This window comes from Actinoplanes ianthinogenes, from assembly GCF_018324205.1.
Classification (GTDB): Bacteria; Actinomycetota; Actinomycetes; order Mycobacteriales; family Micromonosporaceae; genus Actinoplanes; species Actinoplanes ianthinogenes.
Genome location: NZ_AP023356.1, coordinates 7,524,632 through 7,549,164, shown reverse-complemented (window position 1 = coordinate 7,549,164; position 24,533 = coordinate 7,524,632). Strand labels below are relative to the sequence as shown.

The following is a 24,533-nucleotide window of genomic DNA, read 5'->3' as shown; positions in this document are numbered from 1 at the left end:
CATCCCGGCATCACACGCGGCCACACCACCGCCGACGCGACCGACATGCCCAGCACCGCAAGCCGTCATTACGCGAACACCCACGCCACCCACACCAGCGCCGCCGGCCCCACCGACACCACCGGCATCACACATCCCGGCATCGCAAACATCCGCACCACCAGCATCGCCAGCGCCTGCATCCCCTATGCGCACACCTCCAGCGCCGCCACCGCCGTCCGCACAAGCAGCATCACACAGCCCGGCACCGCAAACATCCGCGCGAGCCCGGGCGGCCCGCACGTCCAAGCGGGAAGCGCCCACACCGAGAACTGCGCAGGCGCCTGCTCTGTCCGGCACGCTTACGTCTGCGCAGCTGCTGATTCTGCGCGGTCCCGGTGGGTTGTTATTGAATAACGGTGGCTGGTGTGCGATGCCGGTAACGGTGTCACTCGAGATTTCCCGAAAAGTATCGGTTCGCTTGGGTTACCGGGCGGTGGCTCGGTTCTCCATCGCGGACGGACTCTTGGAAGCGACTGGTCTCTCGAAAGCGGCTGGTCTCTCGACAATTTCCGGGATCTCGATGAAGGCTGGACTCCTGACAACAACCGGTCACCCGACTGCGCCGATAATGCCTGGCCGCGGCCGGGCGTGCAATTCCCTGCGGGGAATTACCGTGCGGGTGGGGAATGAGAAGCGGCCCGGACCCTTTCGGGGCCGGGCCGCTTCCGGGACTTACCGTTCTGCTAACCGTCAGCGCAAGGTGAGCGCACCCGACGGGCGGACCAGGGCGCGCGAGGCCCCGTCAGCACCGGCGGCCGCCTTGAGCGTCGCGGCGGTCGGGTCCGGCTGCGGGACCGGGTCGCACTGGACGTCCGAGCGGTTGCCGTGCTTCCGGGCCGGCAGCGCGCCGGTGGCCAGGTAGTCGGCGATCAGGTTGTCGGTGCAGGCCACGCCGTTGAGCGAACCGGCGTGCGTGGTGCCGCCGACGCCCTCCAGCAGGACCGACTTCGGGAACAGCTGACGCACCCGCAGGGCGCCGTCGTACGGCGTCGCGGCATCCTCGGTCTCGCTGATCAGCAGGATCGACGGTGCCTTCTTGCCGTTGATGTGCACCGGCTTGCCCGGCTTGGTGCCCCAGTCGATGCAGGGCGCGTTGTACCAGGCGTTGTTCCAGGTGATGAACGGGTACTTGGCGTAGATCTTCCAGTTGTCCCGCTGCCACTTGGACCAGTTGGTCGGCCACTTCACGTCCGAGCACTGGGTGGCCAGGTACATGGCGTAGCCGTTGTCCGAACCGGCCGCGCCGGGCTCGGCGTACAGCCCGAGCAGGGCGTCGGCGTTCTTGTCGTTCACCCAGGCGGAGAACGCGCCGGCGACCTCCTCCCAGCCGAAGACGTAGTAGCCGGCCGAGACGAAGATGTCGTTCCACTCGTCCGGGCCGATCTTGCCGGCCGCCGGGGACTTCCGCAGCTGCTGGAGCGTGGCGTAGTACTTCGCCTTCACCGACTTCGCGGTCGTGCCCAGGTGGTAGACCGAGTCGTACTTGGCGACCCAGCCGAAGTAGACGTCCATGTTCTTGTCGAACTGGATGTCCTGGTCCAGGTTGGCGTCGTACCAGACCCGGTCCGGGTTGACCACGCCGTCGAAGACCGCCTTGCGCACCTTGTCCGGGTGCAGCGTGGCGTAGACCTGGCCGAGGTAGGTGCCGTAGGAGAAGCCGTAGTAGTTGATCTGCTTCTGCCCGAGCGCCTTGCGCAGGCTGTCCACGTCGGCGACCGTGTCGGTGGTCTTGACGTGGTCGAGCAGGGCGCCGCCGGCCCGGTCGCACGCCTTCGCGTACGCCTTGGCCTTGGCCCGCCAGGTGTTCTCCAGCTGCCGGTTGACCGGAACGTAGTAGGGCCGGTTGTAGCCGAAGTAGTCCGGGTCGCAGCTGAGCGACGGCACGCTGGAGCCGACGCCGCGCGGGTCGAAGCCGATCCAGTCGAAGTAGTCACCCGCGCCGTTCGGCACATACTCACCCAGGACCGACAGGGTCAGGCCGGACCCGCCCGGCCCGCCCGGGTTGGTGACCATGATGCCCTGGTAGTCGGCCTCGCTGGACTTGTGCTTGATCCGGGAGACCGCAACCTTGATCTTGGTACCGCCCGGCTTGGCGTAGTCCAGCGGCACGACCAGGAAGCCGCACTGCGCGCCCCGGGCCTGCAGGCCCGGGGAGGCGCACGTGCCCCAGTCGATGGGTGGTGGGGTGTATCCGCCGTCGTGGTTGCCGTGGGCCGCCGCGGCGGCCGGGATCGTGCCGGCGCCGATCAGGAGACCGACCGAGGCGGCGACGGTGGCCGCCAGGATTTTTCGCATCCCTTGCCTTCCGTTGTCGTGACGCCCGGCGCACGTGGTGGGCGCGGGCGATCATTCGCAGACTAGTCATTGAGGCATCGAGATGTGACACATCCGTTCCGGCGAATTTCCGGGCGGATAAAGGGATGGCCGATCCGGAGATAGGTACTGATTGATATGGGGTGTGCGACGAGCCGGACTGTCATGCTCGTCGATACTTCGGACCGGAAGGGACACCCCCGTGCGCGCACTTCCCCTGATCGGCGTGGTCGTGCTGACCGCCGGCCTCGCCGCCACCCCAGCCCAGGCCGCGGCCGCCACACCGGACATCCCGGTGGCGAACGTCAAGGCCCACCTCGCCCAGCTGCAGAGCATCGCGACCGCCAACGGCGGCAACCGGGCACACGGCCGCCCCGGTTACCTCGCCTCGGTCACCTACGTGAAGAACCTGCTCGACCAGGCCGGATTCACCACCACCCAGCAGAGCTTCACCTACAACGGCGCCACCGGGTACAACCTGATCGCCGACTGGCCCGGCGGCGACACCAGCGACACCCTGATGGTCGGCGCCCACCTGGACAGCGTCACGGCCGGTCCGGGGATCAACGACAACGGGTCCGGCTCGGCGGCCAACCTCGAGGTGGCGCTGCAGGTGGCCCGGTCCGGCTTCGAGCCGCGGCGGCACCTGCGGTTCGGCTGGTGGGGCGCCGAGGAGCTGGGGCTGCGCGGGTCGACGGCGTACGTCAACTCGCTGTCCAGCGCGCAGAAGGCCGCGATCACCGGATACCTGAACTTCGACATGGTCGCCTCGCCGAACCCCGGCTACTTCCTGTACGACGGTGACAACTCGGACAACACCGGCTCCGGTCCGGGCCCGGCCGGCTCCGCGCAGATCGAGCAGACCCTGGCCGACTACTTCACCTCGATCGGCGTGCCGACCCGCGGCACCGACTTCGACGGGCGCAGCGACTACGGCCCGTTCATCGCGGCCGGCATCCCGGCGGGCGGCATCTTCACCGGCGCCGAGGGCCGCAAAACGGCCGCGCAGGTGACCCTCTGGGGCGGCACGGCCAGCACGTTCGACCCCTGCTACCACTCGTCGTGCGACACCTCGGCGAACATCAACGACACCGCGCTGGACCGTAACTCGGACGCGATCGCGTACGCGGTCTGGACGCTGGGCAACGGCGGCGGCACCACCCCGCCGGGCACCACGGTCTGGTCGGACACCTTCGAGACCGCGACCGGCTGGACCGCCGGCGCCTCGGACACCGCGACGCTGGGCAGGTTCGAGCGCGGCGACCCGGAGGCGACCAGCAGCTCCGGCGTCACCACCCAGCTCGGCACCGCGGCGGGCGGCACCTACGCGCTGGTCACCGGCGCGGCGGCGGGCGCCAGCGCGGGCGCCAACGACGTGGACGGTGGCGTCACCAGCCTCACGTCGCCGCAGATCACCCTGCCGACCGGCACGCTGACGCTCAACCTGTCCTGGTATCTCGCCTACCTCAACAACGCGACCAGCGCCGATTACCTGCGCGTCTCGGTGGTCACCGGCACGACGACCACCACCGTGCTCACGCTCAACGCCGCGGCCAGCAACAAGGCCGCGGCCTGGACGACCGCTTCGGCAAACCTTTCGGCGTACGCCGGGCAGGTCATCCGCGTGAAGGTGGAAGCCGCCGACGCCGGGACGGCCTCCCTCGTCGAGGCCGCCGTGGACAACGTGACGATCACCAAGGCCTGATCGCCGGTTCGGTCCGCCACCCCCCGTTGGTGGCGGACCGACCCGGGCTCAGCCCCGTCGCCCGACGACCGCGATGTCACCCTGGACGGCTTCGTGAGCGCCACCGACACCCCAGAACCCGCCCGCGGCACCGGGGATCGCGGTGAGACCGGAGAACGCCGGGTGGCCGGTGCCGTACGCCGAGTTCAGCGTGACGCCGTACTCCACGGTCCACCGACTCCCCTGGTACCGCAGGTAGAGGGTGCGGCCGGAGTCCTCGGTCCCGGCGATCCACACGGTGCCGGTCGCGTCGGCCGCGACCGCCGACAGGGTGCCCGCGCTCACCGGCGCGGCGACCCGCCGCCAGGACTGCCCGTCGAAGTGCAGGATCAGCGGCGTCCGGGTGTAGCTGTCGTCGATCGTCCCGACCGCCCAGACGTCGGTGGCCGAGCGCGCCGACACGTTCAGCAGCGTCGCGCTCGGCAGCGACGGCAGCGCCGCCACCTGCCACGCCGCGCCGCGTCGCTGCACGATCAGCGGGAACGGCCCGCTGCCGTCCGCGCGATAGGTGTAGCCCACCGCGAACGCCGCGCCACCCGGCAGCGCCGCCACCGAATACAGCTCGTTGGCCCACGAGTCCGGGACGGTGACACCGCTGTCGGCGAACCGGCTCCCGTCCCACTGCACGATCTTCGGGTTCGGGTACTCGCCGCCGACGAACAGCGCCTTCCCGTCGTAGGCGGCCACGTCGTTGAGGTTGGCCCCGGAGTCGGCGGGGACCGGCTGCCAGGCGGTCCACCGGCTGCCGTCGAACCGCGCGGCGTACGGCTTGGACACCTGGGTCGTCCCGACCGCCCAGACGTCCGAGGCGCTCGACGCGCTCACCCCGCTGAGCCCGTCCGGGTCGCCCGGCAGCTGCTGCTGGGTCCAGGCCGAACCGTTCCAGCGGGTCAGCGCGTAGAGCTGGACGCCGGGCGCCGGCGGGAAGTAGGTCTGATTCTGATAGCCGACCGCCCAGGCGGCCGAGGGCCCGATCGCGGTGACGTCCTGCAACCGGCTGATCGACGGCAGCGCCGCCGAGACGACCCGCCAGGACGGCGTCGCGGCGGACGCCGGCGCCGCCGCGACGACCGGCAGCATCGCCACCGCCGCCACGGCGGTCGCTCGGCACACGGACACTCTGCTCATGGGACCTCCCCGTTCCGTCACCGGATCAGCCTCACCGCCATCGATGTCGCCCGCCAGCGGCGCAGCCGACCCGTAAGTAATCGGTAAGAAACCTGTGGTGTCACCGGTGGTCTACAATTTCCGCCGCGTGACCACGAGAGGGGTGCGGGATGCGGCGTGGCGTGATGTGGACCGGCGCGCTGGTCGCCGGTGCGGCCGGCGCGGCCTATGTGTGGCGGCACCAGGCGGAGATCCTCACCTCCCGGCCGGTCAGCGAGTGGACCTTCACCCACATGTCCGCGCTGCTGCCCACCGAGGTGGTCCCCCGCTCCACCGTCCCGCGGCCGCTCCCCCGCCAGCCCCGCGACCTGTCCGTCACCTACCGGTTCGGCGGCGCCGAGCACACCCTGGCCGACCTGCACCGGCGCACCTTCACCACCGGGTTCGCGGTGCTGCACCGGGGCGCCCTGGTGCACGAGTGCTACCCCGGGCGGTTCGGCTCGCCGCGGGCCCGGTTCCAGCTCTTCTCGCTGACCAAGTCGGTCACCTCGATCCTGGTCGGGATCGCCGTCGAGGAGGGCGCCCTGGCGCTGGACGAGCCCGCGGTGGCGTACCGGCCGGAGCTGGCCGGCAGTGCGTACGACGGCGCGACGGTCGAGCACCTGCTCCAGATGAGCAGCGGCGCCGGGTTCACCGAGGACTACGCCGCGCCGGACTCGGCGATCGCCCGGTTCGAGCGGGCGGTCACCAACAACGGATCGCTGCTCGACGTGGCGCTGTCGGTGCCCCGGGCCGCCGCGCCGGGCGAGCTGTTCAATTACTCCACGATGGACAGCCAGGTGCTCGGCTGGGTGCTGGAGGCGGCCACCGGCATGTCCCTCGCGGCGTACGCGGCGGACCGTCTGTGGGAGCCGATCGGGGCGGAGCAGGACGCCTACCACTTCCTGACCCGGCGACGGCCGCGCGTCGCGCTGGGCGGTGGCTCGTTCAACGCGACGGTCCGGGACATGGCGCGGGTCGGGTTGCTGATGGCGCGGGGCGGCGAGGTGGACGGGCGGCAGGTCGTACCGAAAAAGTGGGTGGACCGCAGCCGGGACAGCGGTCTGGACCATCTGCGGCTCGGCGCCCTCGGCGCGGACTACCCGCCGTACTACGGCTATGCGAACCAGTGGTGGACGCTCGGCGGCGGCGCGTTCACCGGGCTCGGCATCCACGGTCAGCTGCTCTGGGTCGACCCGGACGCCGACGTGGTGGTGGTCAAGACCAGTGCCTGGCCCACCGCCGACGACCCGGACCGCGACGCGGAGACGGTGGCCGCCGTGACCGCCCTGGTCCGGCACCTGCGACGGGACGGCTGACCCGGCACGCCTAGAATTTCCGGCATGACGGATCCCGGGGCCGCCCCCAAGGCCCGCCGTGGCCGGCCGCCGTCCACCTCGCTGAACCAGCAGCTGATCCTGGACACCGCGCTCGCCATCGTCGAGCGGGAGGGACCGGACGCGCTCACCCTGCGCCGGCTGGGCACCGACCTCGGCACCAACCACACCGCGGTGCTGCGGCACTTCGCCGGCAAGGACGAGATCCTGCTCGGGCTCGCCGAGCGGCTGATCGAGCACGCCATGGACGGGTTCGTGCCGGACGCCGCGTGGCGGCCCACCCTGGAGTCGCTGGCCCGGCGGCTGCGAGCGGCCTGCCTGACCCATCCGCACCTGGCGATCCTGACCGCGACCCGGGTGTCCCGGCGGTCCGCGGCGTTCCAGGGCGCCGACGTGGTGATCCGGGCGCTGCGGCAGGCCGGGTTCGACGAGCGCGACGCGGCCCGGTACTACCGATCGCTGGTGGACACGGCGCTCGCCGTGTCGTCGTACGAGGCGGCCACCGCGGCGCTGGACAGCGCGTCCCGCGACGGCGACCGGCTCGCCTGGCGGCGGGAGTACCTGCTGGCGCCGCCCGACCGGTACCCGGACCTGGCCGCCGCGGCGCCCCACCTGGCCCGGGCCGACGAGGACGACCAGTTCGAGACGACACTCGGCCTGCTGCTGGACGCGGTCGAGGCGCGAGCCGCCGGGCGACTCACTCCCCGGTCCCGCTGACGTCGCACGGGCGCGCGGCCGGGAGCCCTCGGCGAACCGGCCGATTCCGGGTCTCGGGCCAACCGTGTTTCTGCAAAGTCCTCATGGTTGCCTCTATTGTTCGGTTGCGTAATACTCGGCTACGGGTATTCGGCAGCGAGCCAGCAACGGGCGGGAGGGGCGGCGTGGCGAAACGGCGCAAGGTGAGCAATCTGCTCGGGCTGCACCTCCTGGCGCTGCTGAGCATCCAGCCGAAGCTGCATCCCTACGAGATGGCCGCCCAGCTCAAGGCCTTCGGCAAGGATCAGGACATCAAAATCCAGTGGGGCTCGCTCTACACGGTCGTGCAGAACCTGGAGAAACACGGCTTCATCGAGGCGGCGGAGACGGTCCGGGAAGGCCGTCGACCCGAGCGCACGGTGTACCGGTTGACCGAGCCCGGCCGGCAGGAGCTGACCGACTGGATGCGCGAGCTGGTCGGCACCCCGCAGCAGGAGTATCCGAAGCTCCAGGCCGCCCTCTCGGTCCTCGGGGTGCTCCACCCGGACGAGGTGGTCGAGCTGCTCCAGCAGCGACTCGACATCCTCGAGCTGGAGAACGGCCGGCTGCGCCAGGACCTGGCGGCCACCCGGCACGAGGTGCCCCGGCTCTTCCTGATCGAGGCGGAATATCGCATCGCGATCCGGGAGGCCGAGGTCGCCTGGGTCACCGGGCTGCTCGCCGAGATGCGCGACGGGACGCTGGCCGGCATCGACGCCTGGCGGCGGATCCACCAGACCGGCGAGATGCCACCCGATCTCTCCGACTTCATGACGGAGACGTGAGAAAACGGCACCGGCCGGTGCGGGAACACCGGCCGGGGCCCTGCCCCATCCACCCGGCCGCGGGAACGGCCCGGCACATCCGAGGCGTGTAGCAGCAACCAGGATAACCGGGACACGGACCGTGGCGATCTAGAGAAGGATCACCATGAGTGACGCCGTGACGGCGACAGAACTCCGCAAGACGTATCCCGGTGGGGTGCGGGCCCTCGACGGGCTCACCCTCACGGTCCACGCCGGCGAGGTGTTCGGCCTGCTCGGGCCGAACGGCGCCGGCAAGTCCAGCACCGTCAAGATCCTGACGACGCTGGCCCGGCCGGACTCCGGCCGGGCCACGGTCGCCGGGCACGACGTGCTGCGCCACCCGGAGCGGGTGCGCCGGGAGATCGGCGTGGTGCCGCAGCGCTCCGCGCTCGACCCGATGGCCACCGGCCGCGACAACCTCACGCTCCAGGGCCGGCTCTTCGGCGTCCGCGGCAAGGCGCTCACCCGGCGGGTCGACGAGCTGCTGGACCGCTTCGACCTGACCAAGGCCGCCGGCCGGTCGGTGCGCGGCTGGTCGGGCGGCATGCAGCGCCGCCTCGACGTGGCGCTCGCCCTGGTGCACAAGCCGGGCGTGCTGTTCCTGGACGAGCCGACCACCGGGCTGGACCCGGAGGGCCGCGCCGAGATGTGGACGGAGATCGGCCGGCTGGCCGCCGACGAGTCGATGGCCATCCTGCTCACCACCCACTACCTGGACGAGGCCGACCGGCTCGCGGCACGGCTCGCCATCGTGGACGGCGGGACGATCGTGGCCGAGGGGACGCCCGAGCAGCTCAAGGGTGAGCTGCGCGGCGACGCCGTGCACCTGGAGCTGCGGCAGCCGCCGGACGAGCCGCAGGCGCGGCAGGCCATCGCCCGGGTCGCCGGGCTGCGGGACGTGGCACTGGACGGGCGGACGCTGAGCGCCCGCGCCGACGACGGCGCGGCCGCGGTGCCCGCCGCGCTCGCGGCCCTGGAGTCGGCCGGGATCGGCGTGGCGACGGTGACCGTCGCGCGCCCGTCACTCGACGACGTCTATCTGCGGCACGCGGGACGGAGGTACGCGGCATGACCACCCTTGTCACGCACACCTACTGGATGACCAACCGGCGCCTGAAGGTGCTGATCAAGCAGCCCGCGTTCGTGGTCATCCTGCTGATCCAGCCGGTCATCTGGCTGTTCCTGTTCGGCAACCTGTTCCGCCGGGTGGTCGAGCTGCCGGGCTTCGGCGGCGCGTCGTACCTCGACTACATCATCCCCGGCGTGGTCGCGATGACCGCGGTCTCGTCGAACATGTGGTCCGGCATGGGCGTCCTCGAGGAGATCGAGCGCGGCACGATGAACCGGCTGCTCACCACCCCGGTGGCACGCGGTGCGATCATGAACGCGCTGACCGTGGAGCAGGCGCTGTCGACCGCCGTGCAGGTGGTGGCGATCATCCTGCTCGGGCTGCTCGCCGGGGCGGCCTACCCGGGCGGGGCGGCCGGGCTGATCGTGCTGCTGGTGTCGGCGCTGCTGCTCGGCACGATCTTCAGCGCGCTCTCCAACACGGTCGGGATGCTGGCCCGGCAGCGGGAGACGATCATCGGGATCAACACGTTGCTGCTGCTTCCGCTCACGTTCCTGTCGTCGGCGTTCATGGCGGCCACGCTGATGCCGTCGTGGATGCGGACGGTCGCCGAGTTCAACCCGGTGAACTGGGCGCTCGACGCCGCCCGGGCGGCGATGCGGGACGCCCCGCAGTGGGACGTCGTGCTGAGCCGGGGCGCCTGGCTCCTCGGGCTCGCGGTGATCATGCTGGTGCTGTCGACGCGCACGTTCCGGGCGTACCAGAAATCGGTGTGAGGTAAAGCGCGCAGCGCCGGGTCGCCGAATCCTCAAGGCGGCCCGGCGCGGCCCGATGGTGCGGTTCCCCGGAACGGAAACGAGGACCCGCACCGATGACGATCCCCGCGCAGCCCGCCGGATGGTATGCCGATCCGAGCGGCCTGCCCGCCACCCGCTGGTGGGACGGGCAGCAGTGGACCGACCACCTCCAGCCCGGCCCGGCCGTGCTGCCGCCGACCGCCGGGCTCGGCGGATACTTCCCGGCCGCGGCGCCCAGCGGGCCGCTGGTGCCGGGCGAGCACACGGTCGCCCCGGCCGACCCGGAGCGGGCCGAGATCTTCGCGACCCAGTCGAGCGGTGCGGCCGGGGCGGCCTTCCCGGCGGCCCGGGCGACCGGCACGCTGACCGGCGGTGCGCTGCCGGCGCCGCCGGCGGAGCTGCTCGATTACGGCATGCCGCCGGTCGACGGGCCCGCTGCCGACCTCTTCGCACCGGTCGGGCCGGTGCTGTCGCCCGCGCCGGACCGGCGACCGGCCGCTCAGCACGCGACCGGGCTGCTCACCCACCCGCTGCTGCTGGGCGCCCTGATCGTCGTGGTGCTGGCCGGGCTGGTCGCCTTCGCGCTGCTGCGCTGAGCGGGTGTCGGGGACCGGACAGGATCGGATGACACCCGTTCAGGCATGGAAAACCATGCGGACGGGGTAGTTGACTGTCATCGAAGCGAGCGGCCGGGACGACCGCTGATCCACCCTACGCACGGCCCGGCCGCCGGACCCCCGGAGGTCACGATCATGGCCGACTCCCCGGAACGCCGGAAATGGCTGGTCGCGCTCGGCATCGCGGCCCTGCTGCTGATCCTGCTGTCACTGACGCTGGCCTTCTGCGACAGCAACGACAAGTCGAACCTGGCGGGGCCGGCCGCCTCGGCCACCACCCCGACCCTGCCGCCGGTGACCGGATCGGCGCCGCCCGGCACGCTGTCGCCCAAGCACACCGGCGCCTCGCCGACCGGAAATGATCCGACGGCGGACCCGGTCGCGACGTCGTCGGCCACCGGACATCCCAAGAAGCCGAAGTCGTCGCCGACGACCAAGCGGACGCCGAGCGGCGGGGTGGACGCGGGCGGCGGGAGCGGGCTGGACGGGCGCCGCCTCTCGCTGCTGGTCACCGGGGTGTTCCTGATGATGGCGGCGCTGGTGACGGGGCGGTTCGCGGTCGGCCGCTCGGCGCGCGACTGATGCGGGCGGCACGGCGTACCGAAAACTGGCGGCCCGAGGGAAAGCGGCGCTTGCGGATCCGGGATCCGCGCGCCGCGGCCTTCTCCGCCCTGCTCGCGGTGCTCGGCGCCACGATCACCGCGATCGGTCTGCGGACCGATGACGCCCTCCCGCCCCCGGCCCTGGCCTGGGAGAGCGTCCCCGCCCCGAGCCTCCCGCCTCGGACAAAACCGGCGAAGCGGCTGCATCCCTCGACACCGGACCGCTTGGACATCCCGGCGATCGGCGTGCACACCGCGATCACCGCGATCGGCCTGCGCGACGACGGCACCCTCGACACGCCGCCGCTGCGCTCGGACGCGCCGGCCGGCTGGTATCGCGGTTCGCCGACGCCGGGCGAGCCCGGCCCGGCGATCATCGTGGGCCACGTGGACACCGCGCGCGACGGGCCCGCCGTCTTCTTCCGGTTGCGGGAGCTCAAGGCAGGCGACACGTTTTCGGTACGCCGAACCGACCGCTCCGTGGCTCGATTCCGCGTCGTGAAGGTCGCCAGCTACCCGAAGAAGGCGTTCCCGAGCGCCGAGGTCTACGGGGACACGCCGGGTCCGAGTCTGCGACTGATCACCTGTGGCGGCTCCTTCGACCGGGACCGCGGGAGCTATCGCAGCAACATTGTGGTTTTCGCCGCATTGATCCCATAAAAACGCATAAGAGAGCGCTCCCGGGACCGGTTCCGACCTCTGAGAAGTATTCAGGTTCCGGAACCTAGGCGGCTTGCCCGCATTGCAGCCCGTATGCCGTTTCACCGCACTTGACATGGAGCTACACCGATTGCTTCCGTGACCTGGTTCATTGCGATCTTGTTTCGGAAGGGACTCCTCCGCATGACGAGAATCCGCCGGCTCGGCGCGGGTGCGTTCGCGCTCGGCCTGGCCGTCACGGCGATCACCGCGCAGTCCACGCCGGCCGCCGCGCACCCCTCCTCCGGCTCGCCGGACCTCGGCGCCCACGTCACCGTCTTCGACCCGAGCATGCCGGTCAGCGAGATCCAGGCCACCCTGGACGCCGCGAACGCCAAGCAGGTCGACAACGAGATGGGCACCGACCGGTACGCGTTCCTGTTCAAGCCGGGCACCTACGGCACCGCCGACCAGCCGCTTCAGGTCAAGGTCGGCTACTACACCGAGATCACCGGCCTGGGCGCCAACCCGGGCGACGTGGTGATCAACGGCAAGGTGGAGGTCTACAACCGCTGCCTGGAGAACGGCGGCACGAGCAACTGTCTCGCGCTGGTGAACTTCTGGCGGACCGTCTCCAACCTGACCGTCAACATCAACGCCAAGGGCCAGGACGGCTGCCGCTCGACGGCGAACTTCTGGGCCGTCTCGCAGGCCGTCTCGCTGCGCCGCGTCCAGTTCACCGGCGGCACCCTGTCGCTGATGGACTACTGCACCGCGGGCCCGCAGTACGCGTCCGGCGGCTTCATCGCCGACGCCAAGGCGGAGACCGTCGTGAACGGGTCGCAGCAGCAGTGGCTGACCCGCAACAGCGAGGTCGGCAGCTGGTCGAACGGCGTCTGGAACCAGGTCTTCGCGGGCGTCACCGGCGCTCCGGACGACTCGGCGTTCCCGAACCCGCCGTACACCAAGCTCGACAAGACCCCGGTCAGCCGGGAGAAGCCGTACCTGTTCGTCGACGCCAAGGGCAAGTACCAGGTCCGGGTGCCGGCCGCGCAGCGCAACACCGCCGGCGTCACCTGGGACTCGCCGGGCCGCACGATCCCGCTGAGCGACTTCTACGTCGCGAAGCCGGGTGACTCGGTCGCGAAGATCAACCTGGCCCTGACCCTCGGCAAGAACCTGCTGTTCACGCCGGGTGTGTACAACATCGACCGCACCATCGACGTGTGGCGGCCGAACACCGTGGTGCTGGGCCTGGGTCACGCGACGCTGACCGCGGTCAAGGGCGCCACCCCGCTCCAGGTCGAGGACGTTCCCGGTGTCTCGGTCGCCGGGATCAGCATCGACGCCGGCACCGTGAAGTCGTCCGCGCTGCTGCGCGTCGGCCGCGCCCACGGCCACGGCTTCAGCGACCCGAAGAACCCGACCACGCTCCAGGACGTCTACTTCCGGGTGGGCGGCCCGCACGTCGGCAAGGCCGGCACGGCGCTCGAGGTGAACAGCGACGACGTGCTGATCGACCACACCTGGGTGTGGCGCGCCGACCACGGTGTCGAGGGCTTCACCGGTGGCGACACCGAGCGGTGGAACACCAACACCGGCACCTACGGCGCGATCATCAACGGTGACGACGTCACCGCGACCGGCCTGTTCGTCGAGCACTTCCAGAAGTACAACACCGTCTGGAACGGCAACGGCGGCACCACGGTGCTGTACCAGAACGAGCTGCCGTACGACCCGCCGACGCAGGCGGACTGGATGAACGGCTCGGTCGAGGGCTACGCGGGTTACAAGGTCGGGGCCAAGGTCAAGACCCACAACCTGTACGGCGCGGGTGTGTACGTGTTCAACCAGAACAACCCGTCGATCCACACCGAGAACGGCTTCGAGGCCCCGCAGACGCCGGGCGTCAAGCTGCACCACATCATGACCGTGAACCTGAGCGCCGGCACGATCGACCACGTGGTCAACGGCGTGGGCGAGGCGGCCGACACCACGAAGATCGGTGTGCCGGTCTACGTGAACGACTACCCGGCCGTACCGTAAGGGATCTTTTGACGCGCGGTGGTCACTCTCTTGGCGGAGAGTAACCACCGCGTTTCTTTTCGCGGCGATCTCGGGTAAGCCGGTGTCATGACTGTGAGCGCCGCCGAACCGTCCCTCAAACGGGTGATCGGGCCGGGACTTCTGCTGCTTTTCGTCGTCGGCGACATCCTCGGCACCGGGGTGTACGCCCTCACCGGCAAGGTCGCCAACGAGGTGGGCGGGGCCGTCTGGCTGCCCTTCCTGCTGGCCTTCGTGGTCGCGCTGCTGACCGCGTTCAGCTATCTGGAGCTGGTCACCAAGTATCCGCGGGCGGCCGGCGCGGCGCTCTACACGCACAAGGCGTTCGGCCTGCACTTCCTCACCTTCATGGTGGCCTACGCGGTGATGTGCTCCGGGCTGACGTCGGCGTCCAGCGCGTCCAAGGCGTTCGCCGGGAACTTCGGCTCCGCCCTGCACGTGGACATCCCGACGACCGTGGTCGCGCTGAGCTTCATCGTGCTGGTCGCGCTGGTCAACTTCCGCGGCGTCGGCGAGAGCGTCAAGGCCAACGTGGTGCTGACCTGCGTCGAGCTGACCGGCCTGCTGATCGTGATCGGGATCGGCGCGTGGGCGATCGGCGGCGGCGAGGGTGACCTGTCCCGGCTCGGCGACTTCAACACGCCACCCGGGGAGAGCGTGGCGCTGTCGGTGACCGCCGGAACCGCGCTGGCGTTCTTCGCCATGGTCGGGTTCGAGGACTCGGTGAACATGGCCGAGGAGACCCGCGACCCGGTGCGGATCTTCCCGAAGGTGATGCTGACCGGCATCTGCCTGACCGGGGTGATCTACGTGCTGGTGGCGATCTCGTCGGTGGCCCTGGTCCCGCCCGCCGAGCTGGGCGAGGGCGAGACGCCGCTGCTCAAGGTGGTGCAGGCCGGGGCGCCCGGGTTCCCGCTGTCGGTGTTCGCCTGGATCACCATGTTCGCGGTGGCCAACAGCGCGCTGATCAACATGATGATGGCGAGCCGGCTGCTCTACGGGATGGCGAACGAGAAGGTGCTGCCGCGGGTGCTCGGACGGGTGCACCGGACCCGGCGTACGCCCTGGGTCGGGATCGTCTTCACCACGCTGATCGCCTTCGGGCTGATCTGGTTCGCCGACCTGACCGCGCTGGGCGGGACCACGGCGTTGCTGCTGCTCTGCGTGTTCACGGTGGTGAACGTGGCGGTGCTGGTGCTGCGCCGGGACCGGGTGTCGCACGCGCATTTCCGGGCGCCCACGGTGATTCCGGTGCTCGGGGCGCTGGCGTGCGCGTTCCTGGCCAGTCCGCTGAGTGGGCGGGCGTCCTCCGATTACCGGGTGGCGGGGGTGCTGCTGCTGATCGGGGTGGTGCTCTGGGCGATCACGTACGCCGTCAACCGGTTCGTCCGGCACGAAGAGCCACACCATCTGGTCGAGTGAGCACCCTGATCGTGGCTACGGAAGGTGATGTGGGAAGCTGCGCGCTACCACATGCACCCTCATCTCCTGCCCGGAGGCTCGATATGGCGTCATTTCTCTCCCTTGTGGCCGGGCTCGTGATCGGTCTGATAGCCGGTTGGTTCATTCGGGGACGTCGCGACGAGGCTGCTCAGGCGGCTTCCCGGACGACCGCGCCGGTTGCCGTCACTGAGTCCGCTCCCGCTGCTTCCACTTCTGCTCCCGCTTCCTCGTCCGCGGACTCGGGTGCTCCCTCGGCCTCCGACGCTCCCTCCGCGTCCTCCGCGTCTTCGTCGTCCTCGTCGTCCTCGTCGTCCGTGGAGGAGACTGCGGTGATCGCGGTCGAGTCCACTGAGACTGCCGCTGTCGCCGTCCTCGTCGAGGACGAGGCGGCCGAGACCGCTGTCATCGAGCCGGTGACCGAGGTGGAGACGGTGGTCATCGTCGCCGAGCCGGCCGCCTCGGAGGCTGCTGTCGCGGAGACGGTCGACCTTGCCGCCGCTGCCGAGCCCGTCGCCGTCCCTGAGCCGGTCGAGGCTGCCGAGCCGGTAACCGCTCCCGAGGCCGTTGCCGCTCCCGAGCCCGTCGCCGCGCCTGAGCCGGTCGAGGCTGCCGAGCCCGTCGCCGCTGCCGAGCCCGTCGCCGCTGCCGAGCCGGTCGAGGCTGCCGAGCCCGTCGCTGCTCCCGAGCCCGTCGCTGCTCCCGAGCCCGTCGCTGCCCCTGAGCCCGTCGCCGCTGCCGAGCCGGTCGCTGCTCCCGAGCCCGTCGCCGCGCCTGAGCCGGTCGTGGCCGCTGAGCCGGTCGAAGCCGAACCCATCGTCATCGCCGAGCCGGCCGTGGCCCCGACCGCGGTCGCCGTCGCCGTCGCCGTCGACGAGCCCGTCCCGGCCGCTGTCACCGAGCCGGACGACCTCACCAAGATCGCCGGCATCGGCCCGAAGGTCGCCATGGCCCTCGCCGCCGCCGGCATCACCACATACGCCAAGCTGGCGGCCAGCGACCCGGCCGACCTCAAGCAGGCGATCACCGCCGCCGGGATGCGCGGCTCGGCGAGCCTGAACACCTGGCCCGAGAAGGCCAAGGCCCTGGTCGGCTGACCAGCCCGCCGTTGCGGCCCGGTATCCCACGGATGCCGGGCCGCTCCCGTTTTGTTACCCATGCCACAGCGAAAAGTAGCAACCGGGGAGCGGCCCGGCCGATGGAGGTAGCCGTCCGGTTGCCGTCCCTCAAGGAGCACGCCATGGCCGTCAGCGCTGTCACCACCTCGACCTGGAGCAGCCATGTCGCTTGGAGCCGCCTGGTGCGCGCCCAGCGGCAACTCGCCGTGGACCTCAACGCGGTCGAGCCGACCGCACAGGCCATCGCCTCCGACCGGGCCACCATCGCGTCCGCCTCGGCCGAGGTGGCCCGCGTCGAGGCGACCAAGGCCGGGCAGGCCGCGACGCTGGACCAGCCCCGGCCCCTGCCGCACGGCCGCGTCCTGGACATCACCGTCTGACCGGGGCCCTGGACAACACCGTCTGACGCGCTCCGGTCGCCCGAATCCGGCGCGCCCGGGCCCTCGCCCCCGGGTCGCCCGCAGCCGGCTCGCCTGGGCCCTCGCCCCCGGTCGCCCGCAGCCGGCTCGCCTGGGCCCTCGCCCCCGGTCGCCCGGAATCGGGAGCGGCTCAGCGGCGGCGTCGCCAGGCGTGCTGCTGCACGAGCAGGGTGAGCACGCCGGCGAGCACGATCGCGGTCAGGTTGATGACCAGTTGCAGGGCAGAGCCACCCGCCTCGGCCAGCAGACGCCCCGGCTCCGCGCTGCCGATCACGTAGGCCAGCGCCACCGCCGTGTTCGCCGCGGCCGGCACCGTGGTCACCGAGATCAGCACGCCGACCAGGGTGCCCGCTTTCGCCGAGGTCAGCGACAGCATCCCGGCGACGCCGCCGAGGAACCCGACCACCCAGGACAGCGCGTCCGGCCGCCAGATGAAGTCGGTCAGCGGCCGGTCCGCCAGCAGCATCGACCGGTCCACCAGTCCGGCCGCGGTGAGCAGCCACACCGCGGCCATGGTGATCAGCATGCCGACCGGGAAGCCCACCCCCAGGGCCAGCAACGAGTGCCGGACCAGCCGGAACTTGCGCCGCACCAGGCCGACGCAGAGCGCCGCGAGCGGCCCGAACTCGGGTCCCACCACCATCGAACCGACGATCAGGATGGGCTGGTCGAGCAGCACGCCGAGGGCGGCGATCACGGTCGCGATGATCATGAAGGCCAGGAACGAGGCGGACAGCTCGGTCTCCTCGCCGGCCTGCTGCTCCAACTCGTGCCAGACCACCGCGTCGACGCCGAGCCCCGGAGTGCGCCGGGCGGCCCGATCGGCGGCCGCGCTCAGGGCCGCGTCGACCCGTTCCACCACGATCGCGCCGTCGCGGTCCAGTCCGAGACCGCGCAACCGGTCGAGCAGCGGGCTGGCGCCTTCCCGGACCACGTCGAACTCCAGCACGTCCCCGGGCGGGGACACGGCGACACCGGGCAGCACCACCAGGTGCGTGACGGCTTCGTCGGCGGCCGCCAGTCGCTGGACCTCCTCGGACAGCGGGGACGGGGCGATCAGGCGTACGTGAAGCATCTCGATCTCTCACCTCGGACCGTGAGTCTAGAGGTGGTCTTGCGCGCCGCGGTCCGCTCCCGGGCGGGTGGTGACGGATCGCTGACACCGGATCCGGTGAAGTCGGCACACCGTGGCCGCTCCCCTCGAAAGCCCGCCGCAAGACCACGTCGGACCTGCTAGATCGCCGCACAACACCCCTAACCCGACAAAGATCAACAACAGAAGGTCATCGCGTACGAACAGTTCGTAATCTTCCAGGGGTTCCGGCTCGGCGCTGAACGTCGCACCATGGACCAAGGGTGATGCGATGAGCGGGCGACGACTGGCAGTTGTGGTGACGGTCGAACACCACGACGATCCGGTCCTGCGCAGATACGCGGTGCCTTCGGCGGACGTGCGATCCCTCGCCTCCGTGCTGGGCGATCCCGGTCTGGGCGGGTTCGACGTGGAGTTCCTCCAGGATCCGGAGACCTGGGACACCTATCAGCGGTTGCAGGCGCTCTGCGACAGCCGGACAGGTGAGGACTGCCTGCTGGTCTACTTCCGCGGCATCCTGCTCTCCGGCCCGGCCGGTGGTCTCTATCTGGCCACCCCCGACACCGTCATGCAGCGCCCCGCCGACACCGCGGTCGACGTCACCAGGATCGACGCGCTGATGCACCGCAGCCAGGCCGGCCAGATCGTGATCGTGCTGGACGGCCGCACCGGCGGCCCGGTCGACGCCGGGGCGTACTTCCCGGCCGCCCGCGCCGCCCAGGCCCGCAGCCGCGTGGTGATCACCGCAGCCGCCCGCCCCGAGCCACCCACCTTCGCCGGCCTGCTCGCCGACGGCATCCGCGGCGGCGCCGCCGACCGTGACCGCGACGGTTATATCGGCATCGACGAGATCTTCGACCACCTTCGCGAACGTGACCCGACCGCCCGCCACTGGGTCTACGGTTCCGGCCGCCAGCCGTACATCGCGAAGGTCCGCAAACCCGGCAGCGACCAGATGGCCCTGATCGCGGAGCTGGCCGCCGCCGCGGCCGGCCCCGACCTGAACCAGGCCGCCCAGTCCCGCGCCACCCTGTCCCGGATGGCCACCGGCAACGACCGCGTCGCCGCCGCCGCTTCTGCGGCGCTGCGCCGCACGTCCCTCCGGGTCGCGGAGACCGCGATCGCTTTCGGCCGCGTCGCCCCAGGCACTCAACAATTGACGGTACGCCTGGCGGTGACCGGCCCACCCCTGATCACCGCCTCGACCGTCACCACCTCCGCCGAAGGCCTGCACGCCAAGCTGGAGGGTGGCGAGCTCCGCGTCTCCTGGTTCCCCACCGTCGGCCACCTGTCCGGCACCGTCACGATCGACGGCCCAGCGGGATCCGCCCAGGTCACGGTCACCGGCGAGGTCTCCGAGAACGACGAGTCCGCCCAGCACCCAGCCGCCATCCCGCACCCCGATCCGAACTCCTCCCCCCAGCCCGGTCCGAACCCCGCCCTGCCGCCGGGCCCGAATTCCTCCCCGCAACCGGCTCCAGCCGGCTTCCCGCAGCCGGGGTCGAGCGGCTTTCCGCAGGCGCTTCCGCCTGGATTCCCCCAGGCAATCCCGGCCGCCGCGCAAACGGCGTCCGCCGGGCAGCAAGCTCCTCACCAGACGTTCCCGGCCGAGCAGCCGTCCTACCCGCCACCCCAGCCCGGAACGCCGCCGCAGGTCCTCCCGCCACCGCCCGCGCAGTGGTACAACGGCGCCCAACCGCCCCCGACCCCGCCCGGCGCACCCATTCCCCAAACACAGCCCACCTCCGGCGCTCCCCACGGCCCGCAGCTCAGCGACCCCACCTCCGGCCCGCCCTCGGGCCAGTGGCCCGGTCAGTCCACATCGGGCCCGCCACACGGACGACAGCCCGGTCAACCCACCCCCGGCGCGCCCCACGGCCCGCAACTCAGCCACCCGACCTCCGGCCCGCCCACGGGCCAGTGGCCCGACCAGCCCACATCGGGCCCACCACAGGGACAACAGGCCGGCCGACCGACCTCCGGCGCACCCAACGGCCAGTGGCCCGGGCAACCCACCTCCGGCGCGCCCACCGGCCAGTGGCCCGGGCAACCCACCTCTGACGCGCCCACCGGTCCGTGGCCCGGGCAACCCACCTCTGGTGCCCCCACCGGTCCATGGCCCGGGCAACCCACCTCTGGTGCCCCCAACGGTCCATGGCCTGGGCATCCGTCGCTGAGCACTCCCGTCGACCCGTGGCCGGACGCGCCAACCTCGAACGCCCCCTCTTCCGGCGGGCCGGCGCCGTTCCACCGGACGCCCGCTGGACCACCTGTCGACCCATGGGCAGGAACTGACGACCAGCAGCCCACGCTTCCGGTGCAACCGCAGTGGAAGCCAACCGGTCAAGCCCCTCCCACCGGTGCCGAAGACGCACCCACCCAGGTCGCTCCCCCGCCATACCAGGCCTCGCCCACGGCCTACCAGGTCTCCCCTGCGCCGGGTCAGGTCTCTGCCCCACCGGGTCAGCTCTATCCGGCGCCCGGCCAGGCCTTCTCCACCCCCGGCCACCCTCCTCGTGCCCCTGGCCAGATGCCTCCGGCTCCCGGCCACCCCACGTCCGGCCAGGTCTCTCCCGCGCCGGGCCGTGGGTCGCCGGGAGGGATTCCCACGCAGCGCGCCTACCCCGGCAGCCCTTCGCCCGAAAACGCACCGGACAACGGAGCCACCAGACCGTGGGAGGCTGACAGCGCTCCGACCGCGGCTCCAAGTGGGCGTGTCGGATGGCAAGGCGCACCGACGCAGACTGACCGACCGCAACGCGGCTCCGAGACAGAACCGGAAAAGGCTCCGCGTGGTCCGTGGTCGGGCCCCCCGCAGCGTCCCGCGACTGCCTCCAGCGATTGGTCCAACGGCGCGACCGAGGAACTCGCCCGCCCGAGCGGCACCTGGTGGGCCCAATCCCCCGACGCCGGCCGCGAATCCGGGCCGACGGTGTCCACCCCCACCGCCGCCTGGCCGTCCAGCGAGGCCCCCGCCCACGATCAGGCCAACCCAGTCACCTCCGCCGCCGATGCACCGACGCAGCACCAGAACGCACCCGACAGCGGCTCCACCGATGTATCGGAGCAACGCCAGAACGCGATCGACAGCGGCACCGACGTATCGACGCGGCGCCAGACCGGCCTCGGCAGCGGCACCGACGTATCGACGCGGCGCCAGACCGGCCTCGGCAGCGGCACCGACGTATCGGCGCAGCGCCAGACCGGCCTCGGCAGCGGCACCGACGTATCGGCGCAGCGCCAGACCGGCCTCGGCAGCGGCACCGACGTATCGGCGCAGCGCCAGACCGGCCTCGGCAGCGCGGCCATGGAGACGACCACCGATACCGAGCGCATCCAGCCGGTCTCCGGCATCCCCGGTGAAGGGGGCGACCAGCGCATCCAGCCGACTGCCCCGATCCCCCGGCAAGCGAGTTCCTCCGCCGGCATCACGGCGCTGCCACCCACGCAACCGAGTGGGCTGTGGTCCGACGAGGCGTCCGACACCGAACTCGCCTCGGCCACGAACGAGTGGCCCAGCACTCCGACTGGCACGTCCGCGACCGAGCCGGGTGACGACACCACACCCCTGGAAGACGTCATCCCGCAGGAACAGGACAGCGGGAGCCCGGCCCAGTCCAGTTCGAGTGCCGACGCCGACCAGCAGCCAACACCGCACGAGGGGGATACGACCGTCTGGGACGGTGGCGCCCTGGCGGACCGTTCGGCTCAGGAGTCGTCCGACGAGGCCGTCGCGGGCGAGCCTGCCGAGGCTGCGCCTGCTGCGCGCGGTCAGGAAGGTTCCGCACTGCTGCCGACAGACATCTGGCCTGGATCGCCGGCCGAGCCGGACACCAGCGCGGAAAGCCTCGGGCCATGGCCTGGTTCGTCCGAGACGCCCACTGGCGAAGACGGCACCGGAGCCCAGTCGGAACAGCGGCACCTGGTCGGCGACGAAGACGCACTGCGCGCAGGCTCCGGGAATTCCACGCAGGCATGGCATGTGAGTGCGACCGACGAAGGTTCGCAACCCACCGAGGAGCGACCCGAAGTCTCCGCTGGCGTGCGTCCGGATGAATCCGCTGCCCACGACCGGTGGGACTCGGTGCCCATGGACTCCGGCAGTGACACCGTGGCATGGCAGCCCAGCCCAGCCGATGACGAGCCCGGCGATCCGCACCTCGTCGGCATCTCCGCGGCTCATGCGCCCGAGGACGACGACTCCCACCGATCCGACAGCGGGTCCGAGGTCATCGCGCCAGGCAGCGCCCCGGGGCCGGACAACGAAACCGACCCCACAGAACCCCATCGAGCGGGAAGCACCGCCGCTGCGGGATTTGCCGGCGGCTTCGTGGGCACCTGGCTCGCCGCTCAATCGACCGACAGGGCAGACAGCGAGGATGAGCGCGTCACGCCTGAGACGGGGGCGGCGACGACACCTCACACCGAGTCGGCGGCACCCCCACTCGTCGCGCCCGAGGAACCGCAAGCCGTGCAGGCGCAGGCGGCCCCGGCCCCCGGCGGCGACCCGACGCGGTCGTGGCCGACCGCAGAGTCCACCGAGGCGGCACCCGGGTTGTCCGACGCAGCACCCCCGACGGGCGGTCTGGCCGGTCCCTGGCCTGGTGACCAGACAGCGGGAGGCAGCCCGTTCATCCCCACCCCGCCAGAAGCCGGATGGCCGACGGGGGCCGGTGCCAGCGACTCCCCAGGCGCGGGTCATGTCAGTCAGCCGCAGGCCGCTGATCCGGACGCGACCTGGCCCGCCGGCCAGAACCCGGGCGAGCAGCCGAGACTCCCGTGGGAAGCAGGCTCGGCGGCCGCCGCGGCGGGTGGCTGGCCGCGCCCGGCGCCGGAGAGCACCCCGGCGGGCAGCGGATGGCCGGGAGCCAACGACCCCACCGACCCCCACGGCACCTCCGGATCCGCTGGCGTCCCGGGACAGAGCAGTACGTTCACCGGAGCGCCCGGCGCGCAAGGCGGAAACGCGGGAGCCGGAGGCAGCATCGCCGGATCGCCATCGGGCCGAGTGAGCTGGGACAGCCCGGAGGATTGGACTCGGGGCGGCGGCCTGGCCGGCGCACCGGGCACTCCCGGATGGCCGGGCGCGCCGGCCGACCAGGCCGGTTGGCAGGGCCAGCAGGGCGCGAACGCCACCGCCCAGTGGCCCGGCGCAGCCGGGCAGCAGGGCGCGTCCGGGCAGCAAGGGGCGACGGCGCAACCGGGGACGGCTGCGGCCGGCTGGGGTGGCGGGCTCGCCGACCAGGGTGGCTGGCAACAGGGGCAGGGGACGAATCCGGCCTGGCCCACCTCGCCCGCCGGATGGCCGAACTCGCCGAGCTGGCAACAGCCCGGCGGCGCAGCCGCACCCGTGAACGGCGCCGGGTCCCACCCGGGAGACACATCGTCCCGACGGCGCCTGCGGGTCGTGGGTGTTCTCGTCCTGGCGTTGCTCCTCGCGGCGGGTGCTTACCTCGGCATCCGTTACGTGTCCGGCCGCAAGAGCGAGCCGACCGCACAGCCGACCCCGACCGCGACCCAGCAGCAGCAACAGCCGGCCGGCGGCGGGCAGTCGGCAGCACCGCCTCCCTCGGTCGAGCCGAAGGCGCCGGTGAGCCTGGCGGTCCCGGTCGTCGTCGACACCATCAAGGGCATCGGGCAGGAGCCGGAAGGCGTGGTGGTCTCGCCGGACAACCGCACCGTTTACGTCGCCGATCAGGGCGCGAAGGTGGTGTTCTTCATCGACGCGAACGACAAGAAGGCCGCCTCGGTCGCGGTGCCGAACACACCCCGGTTCCTGGCCCTGTCGAAGGACGGCTCGAAGCTGTACGTGTCGATGTTCGAGAACGACTTCAGCGCGAACGCGATGGCGGTCATCGACACCGGCAAGCGCACCCTGATCAAGTCGGTGAAGACCGGGCCGCGCCCGTTCGAGCCGGCGGTCGCCGCGGACGGGCGGGTCTGGCTGCCGATCCACAACGGCGCGCGGGTCGAGATCTACGACGGCACGTCGCTGGACAAGGTGCAGCAGATCAGCGTGCCGCCGAACCCGCACTGGGTGGACTTCACGCCGGACGGCACTCGGGCGTTCACCTCCGACCACGAGTCCAGCCGGCTGTCGGTGATCGACGCCAAGACCGGCCGGGTGCTCAGCAACATCCCGGTCGGCCGATCGCCGCACAGCGTGGCCGTCACGCCGGACGGCAGGACCGTGCTGGTCACCAACTACGACGTCAATACGGTGGAGTCCTACGACACCAAGACGTTGAAGCTGATCAAGCGGTACTCGGTCGGCAAGCTGCCGCAAGCGGTCATGGTGTCGCCGGACGGTGTGCACGCATACGTGGTCAACGAGGGCTCGGACACCGTCTCGGTGCTGAACCTGACGGACAAGACAGTCGCCGCCACGATCAAGGTGGGCGACAGCCCTCGCGTCGTCGCTCTCTCCCCGGACGGCCTGCGGCTTTACGTGACCGCCGGCCGCGACCGCGCGGTCACCGTGCTGAAGGCCGCCGAGGGATAGCCACCGCAGACGGGCGGAGATGACGGGCCGGGCGGCCGCCTGACGGCGGC

The 24,533-nt window shown here is 71.4% G+C and carries 18 protein-coding genes; 14 read left to right on the top strand and 4 right to left on the bottom strand.

Features of this window, described 5'->3' with window-relative positions:
* Positions 1-732 precede the first annotated feature (732 nt).
* On the bottom strand, positions 733-2,337 hold the full coding sequence (locus Aiant_RS34120; protein WP_189333059.1) for an alpha/beta hydrolase: 1,605 nt from the start codon (positions 2,335-2,337) through the stop codon (positions 733-735).
* Between the two features lie 220 nt (positions 2,338-2,557).
* Here Aiant_RS34120 and Aiant_RS34115 point away from each other — a divergent pair, with 220 nt between their 5' ends.
* The gene (locus Aiant_RS34115) at positions 2,558-4,060 is read left to right on the top strand and encodes a M28 family metallopeptidase (RefSeq protein WP_189333058.1); all 1,503 of its coding nucleotides are present in this window, start codon (positions 2,558-2,560) and stop codon (positions 4,058-4,060) included.
* A gap of 48 nt (positions 4,061-4,108) precedes the next feature.
* Here the strand turns inward: Aiant_RS34115 and Aiant_RS34110 are convergent, their stop codons facing one another.
* Positions 4,109-5,227, bottom strand: coding sequence for a hypothetical protein (locus tag Aiant_RS34110; protein ID WP_189333057.1), 1,119 nt, complete (start codon positions 5,225-5,227; stop codon positions 4,109-4,111).
* Between the two features lie 149 nt (positions 5,228-5,376).
* Between Aiant_RS34110 and Aiant_RS34105 the strand changes: the two genes are divergently transcribed.
* The 10 genes from Aiant_RS34105 to Aiant_RS34060 all read left to right on the top strand — a co-directional run bounded on the left by Aiant_RS34105 (position 5,377) and on the right by Aiant_RS34060 (position 15,333).
* Complete coding sequence (locus Aiant_RS34105; protein ID WP_229830633.1) at positions 5,377-6,564, top strand: serine hydrolase domain-containing protein; 1,188 nt, start codon at positions 5,377-5,379, stop codon at positions 6,562-6,564.
* A 24-nt stretch (positions 6,565-6,588) separates the two neighbouring features.
* The gene (locus tag Aiant_RS34100) at positions 6,589-7,299 is read left to right on the top strand and encodes a TetR/AcrR family transcriptional regulator (protein ID WP_189333056.1); all 711 of its coding nucleotides are present in this window, start codon (positions 6,589-6,591) and stop codon (positions 7,297-7,299) included.
* Between the two features lie 164 nt (positions 7,300-7,463).
* Positions 7,464-8,102: a PadR family transcriptional regulator gene (locus tag Aiant_RS34095; protein WP_189333055.1), complete on the top strand. Its 639-nt coding sequence runs from the start codon at positions 7,464-7,466 to the stop codon at positions 8,100-8,102.
* 145 nt (positions 8,103-8,247) lie between these two features.
* On the top strand, positions 8,248-9,195 hold the full coding sequence (locus tag Aiant_RS34090; protein WP_189333054.1) for an ABC transporter ATP-binding protein: 948 nt from the start codon (positions 8,248-8,250) through the stop codon (positions 9,193-9,195).
* Entirely contained in the window at positions 9,192-9,968 is a 777-nt protein-coding gene (locus Aiant_RS34085) for an ABC transporter permease (RefSeq protein WP_189333053.1), read from the top strand. Before Aiant_RS34090 ends, Aiant_RS34085 begins: the two co-directional genes overlap by 4 nt.
* A 95-nt stretch (positions 9,969-10,063) precedes the next feature.
* Positions 10,064-10,585, top strand: coding sequence for a DUF2510 domain-containing protein (locus tag Aiant_RS34080; RefSeq protein WP_189333052.1), 522 nt, complete (start codon positions 10,064-10,066; stop codon positions 10,583-10,585).
* A 156-nt stretch (positions 10,586-10,741) separates the two neighbouring features.
* Entirely contained in the window at positions 10,742-11,188 is a 447-nt protein-coding gene (locus Aiant_RS34075; protein ID WP_189333051.1) for a hypothetical protein, read from the top strand.
* 50 nt (positions 11,189-11,238) lie between these two features.
* On the top strand, positions 11,239-11,868 hold the full coding sequence (locus Aiant_RS34070; RefSeq protein WP_229830632.1) for a class F sortase: 630 nt from the start codon (positions 11,239-11,241) through the stop codon (positions 11,866-11,868).
* 183 nt (positions 11,869-12,051) lie between these two features.
* Positions 12,052-13,893: an adenylyl cyclase gene (locus Aiant_RS34065; RefSeq protein WP_189333049.1), complete on the top strand. Its 1,842-nt coding sequence runs from the start codon at positions 12,052-12,054 to the stop codon at positions 13,891-13,893.
* Positions 13,894-13,980: 87 nt separating this feature from the next.
* A complete protein-coding gene (locus Aiant_RS34060) occupies positions 13,981-15,333 on the top strand; it encodes an APC family permease (protein WP_189333048.1) in 1,353 nt (450 codons plus the stop codon).
* A gap of 169 nt (positions 15,334-15,502) precedes the next feature.
* Here Aiant_RS34060 and Aiant_RS34055 read toward each other — a convergent pair whose 3' ends face one another.
* Positions 15,503-15,793 (bottom strand): hypothetical protein, encoded by a 291-nt coding sequence (locus Aiant_RS34055; RefSeq protein WP_189333047.1) that lies wholly within the window; start codon positions 15,791-15,793, stop codon positions 15,503-15,505.
* Between Aiant_RS34055 and Aiant_RS34050 the strand changes: the two genes are divergently transcribed.
* Positions 15,786-16,448, top strand: coding sequence for a helix-hairpin-helix domain-containing protein (locus tag Aiant_RS34050; RefSeq protein ID WP_189333046.1), 663 nt, complete (start codon positions 15,786-15,788; stop codon positions 16,446-16,448). The two genes, Aiant_RS34055 and Aiant_RS34050, sit on opposite strands and share 8 nt — an antisense overlap.
* Positions 16,449-16,591: 143 nt before the next feature.
* Complete coding sequence (locus Aiant_RS34045; protein WP_189333045.1) at positions 16,592-16,849, top strand: hypothetical protein; 258 nt, start codon at positions 16,592-16,594, stop codon at positions 16,847-16,849.
* 169 nt (positions 16,850-17,018) lie between these two features.
* Here the strand turns inward: Aiant_RS34045 and Aiant_RS34040 are convergent, their stop codons facing one another.
* Positions 17,019-17,963: a DUF389 domain-containing protein gene (locus tag Aiant_RS34040; protein WP_189333044.1), complete on the bottom strand. Its 945-nt coding sequence runs from the start codon at positions 17,961-17,963 to the stop codon at positions 17,019-17,021.
* Between the two features lie 289 nt (positions 17,964-18,252).
* On the opposite strand from Aiant_RS34040, the gene Aiant_RS34035 reads away from it, so the two are divergent.
* Positions 18,253-24,483: a beta-propeller fold lactonase family protein gene (locus Aiant_RS34035; protein ID WP_189333043.1), complete on the top strand. Its 6,231-nt coding sequence runs from the start codon at positions 18,253-18,255 to the stop codon at positions 24,481-24,483.
* Positions 24,484-24,533 lie beyond the last annotated feature (50 nt).

Excerpts from the sequence above, each read along its gene's own strand:
- Aiant_RS34120 (WP_189333059.1), bottom strand. The coding sequence starts at position 2,337 with ATGCGAAAAATCCTGGCGGCCACCGTCGCCGCCTCGGTCGGTCTCCTG.
- Aiant_RS34110 (WP_189333057.1), bottom strand. The coding sequence starts at position 5,227 with ATGAGCAGAGTGTCCGTGTGCCGAGCGACCGCCGTGGCGGCGGTGGCG.
- Aiant_RS34105 (WP_229830633.1), top strand. The coding sequence starts at position 5,377 with ATGCGGCGTGGCGTGATGTGGACCGGCGCGCTGGTCGCCGGTGCGGCC.
- Aiant_RS34100 (WP_189333056.1), top strand. The coding sequence starts at position 6,589 with ATGACGGATCCCGGGGCCGCCCCCAAGGCCCGCCGTGGCCGGCCGCCG.
- Aiant_RS34090 (WP_189333054.1), top strand. The coding sequence starts at position 8,248 with ATGAGTGACGCCGTGACGGCGACAGAACTCCGCAAGACGTATCCCGGT.
- Aiant_RS34085 (WP_189333053.1), top strand. The coding sequence starts at position 9,192 with ATGACCACCCTTGTCACGCACACCTACTGGATGACCAACCGGCGCCTG.
- Aiant_RS34080 (WP_189333052.1), top strand. The coding sequence starts at position 10,064 with ATGACGATCCCCGCGCAGCCCGCCGGATGGTATGCCGATCCGAGCGGC.
- Aiant_RS34075 (WP_189333051.1), top strand. The coding sequence starts at position 10,742 with ATGGCCGACTCCCCGGAACGCCGGAAATGGCTGGTCGCGCTCGGCATC.
- Aiant_RS34065 (WP_189333049.1), top strand. The coding sequence starts at position 12,052 with ATGACGAGAATCCGCCGGCTCGGCGCGGGTGCGTTCGCGCTCGGCCTG.
- Aiant_RS34060 (WP_189333048.1), top strand. The coding sequence starts at position 13,981 with ATGACTGTGAGCGCCGCCGAACCGTCCCTCAAACGGGTGATCGGGCCG.
- Aiant_RS34055 (WP_189333047.1), bottom strand. The coding sequence starts at position 15,793 with ATGACCACCGTCTCCACCTCGGTCACCGGCTCGATGACAGCGGTCTCG.
- Aiant_RS34045 (WP_189333045.1), top strand. The coding sequence starts at position 16,592 with ATGGCCGTCAGCGCTGTCACCACCTCGACCTGGAGCAGCCATGTCGCT.
- Aiant_RS34040 (WP_189333044.1), bottom strand. The coding sequence starts at position 17,963 with ATGCTTCACGTACGCCTGATCGCCCCGTCCCCGCTGTCCGAGGAGGTC.
- Aiant_RS34035 (WP_189333043.1), top strand. The coding sequence starts at position 18,253 with ATGAGCGGGCGACGACTGGCAGTTGTGGTGACGGTCGAACACCACGAC.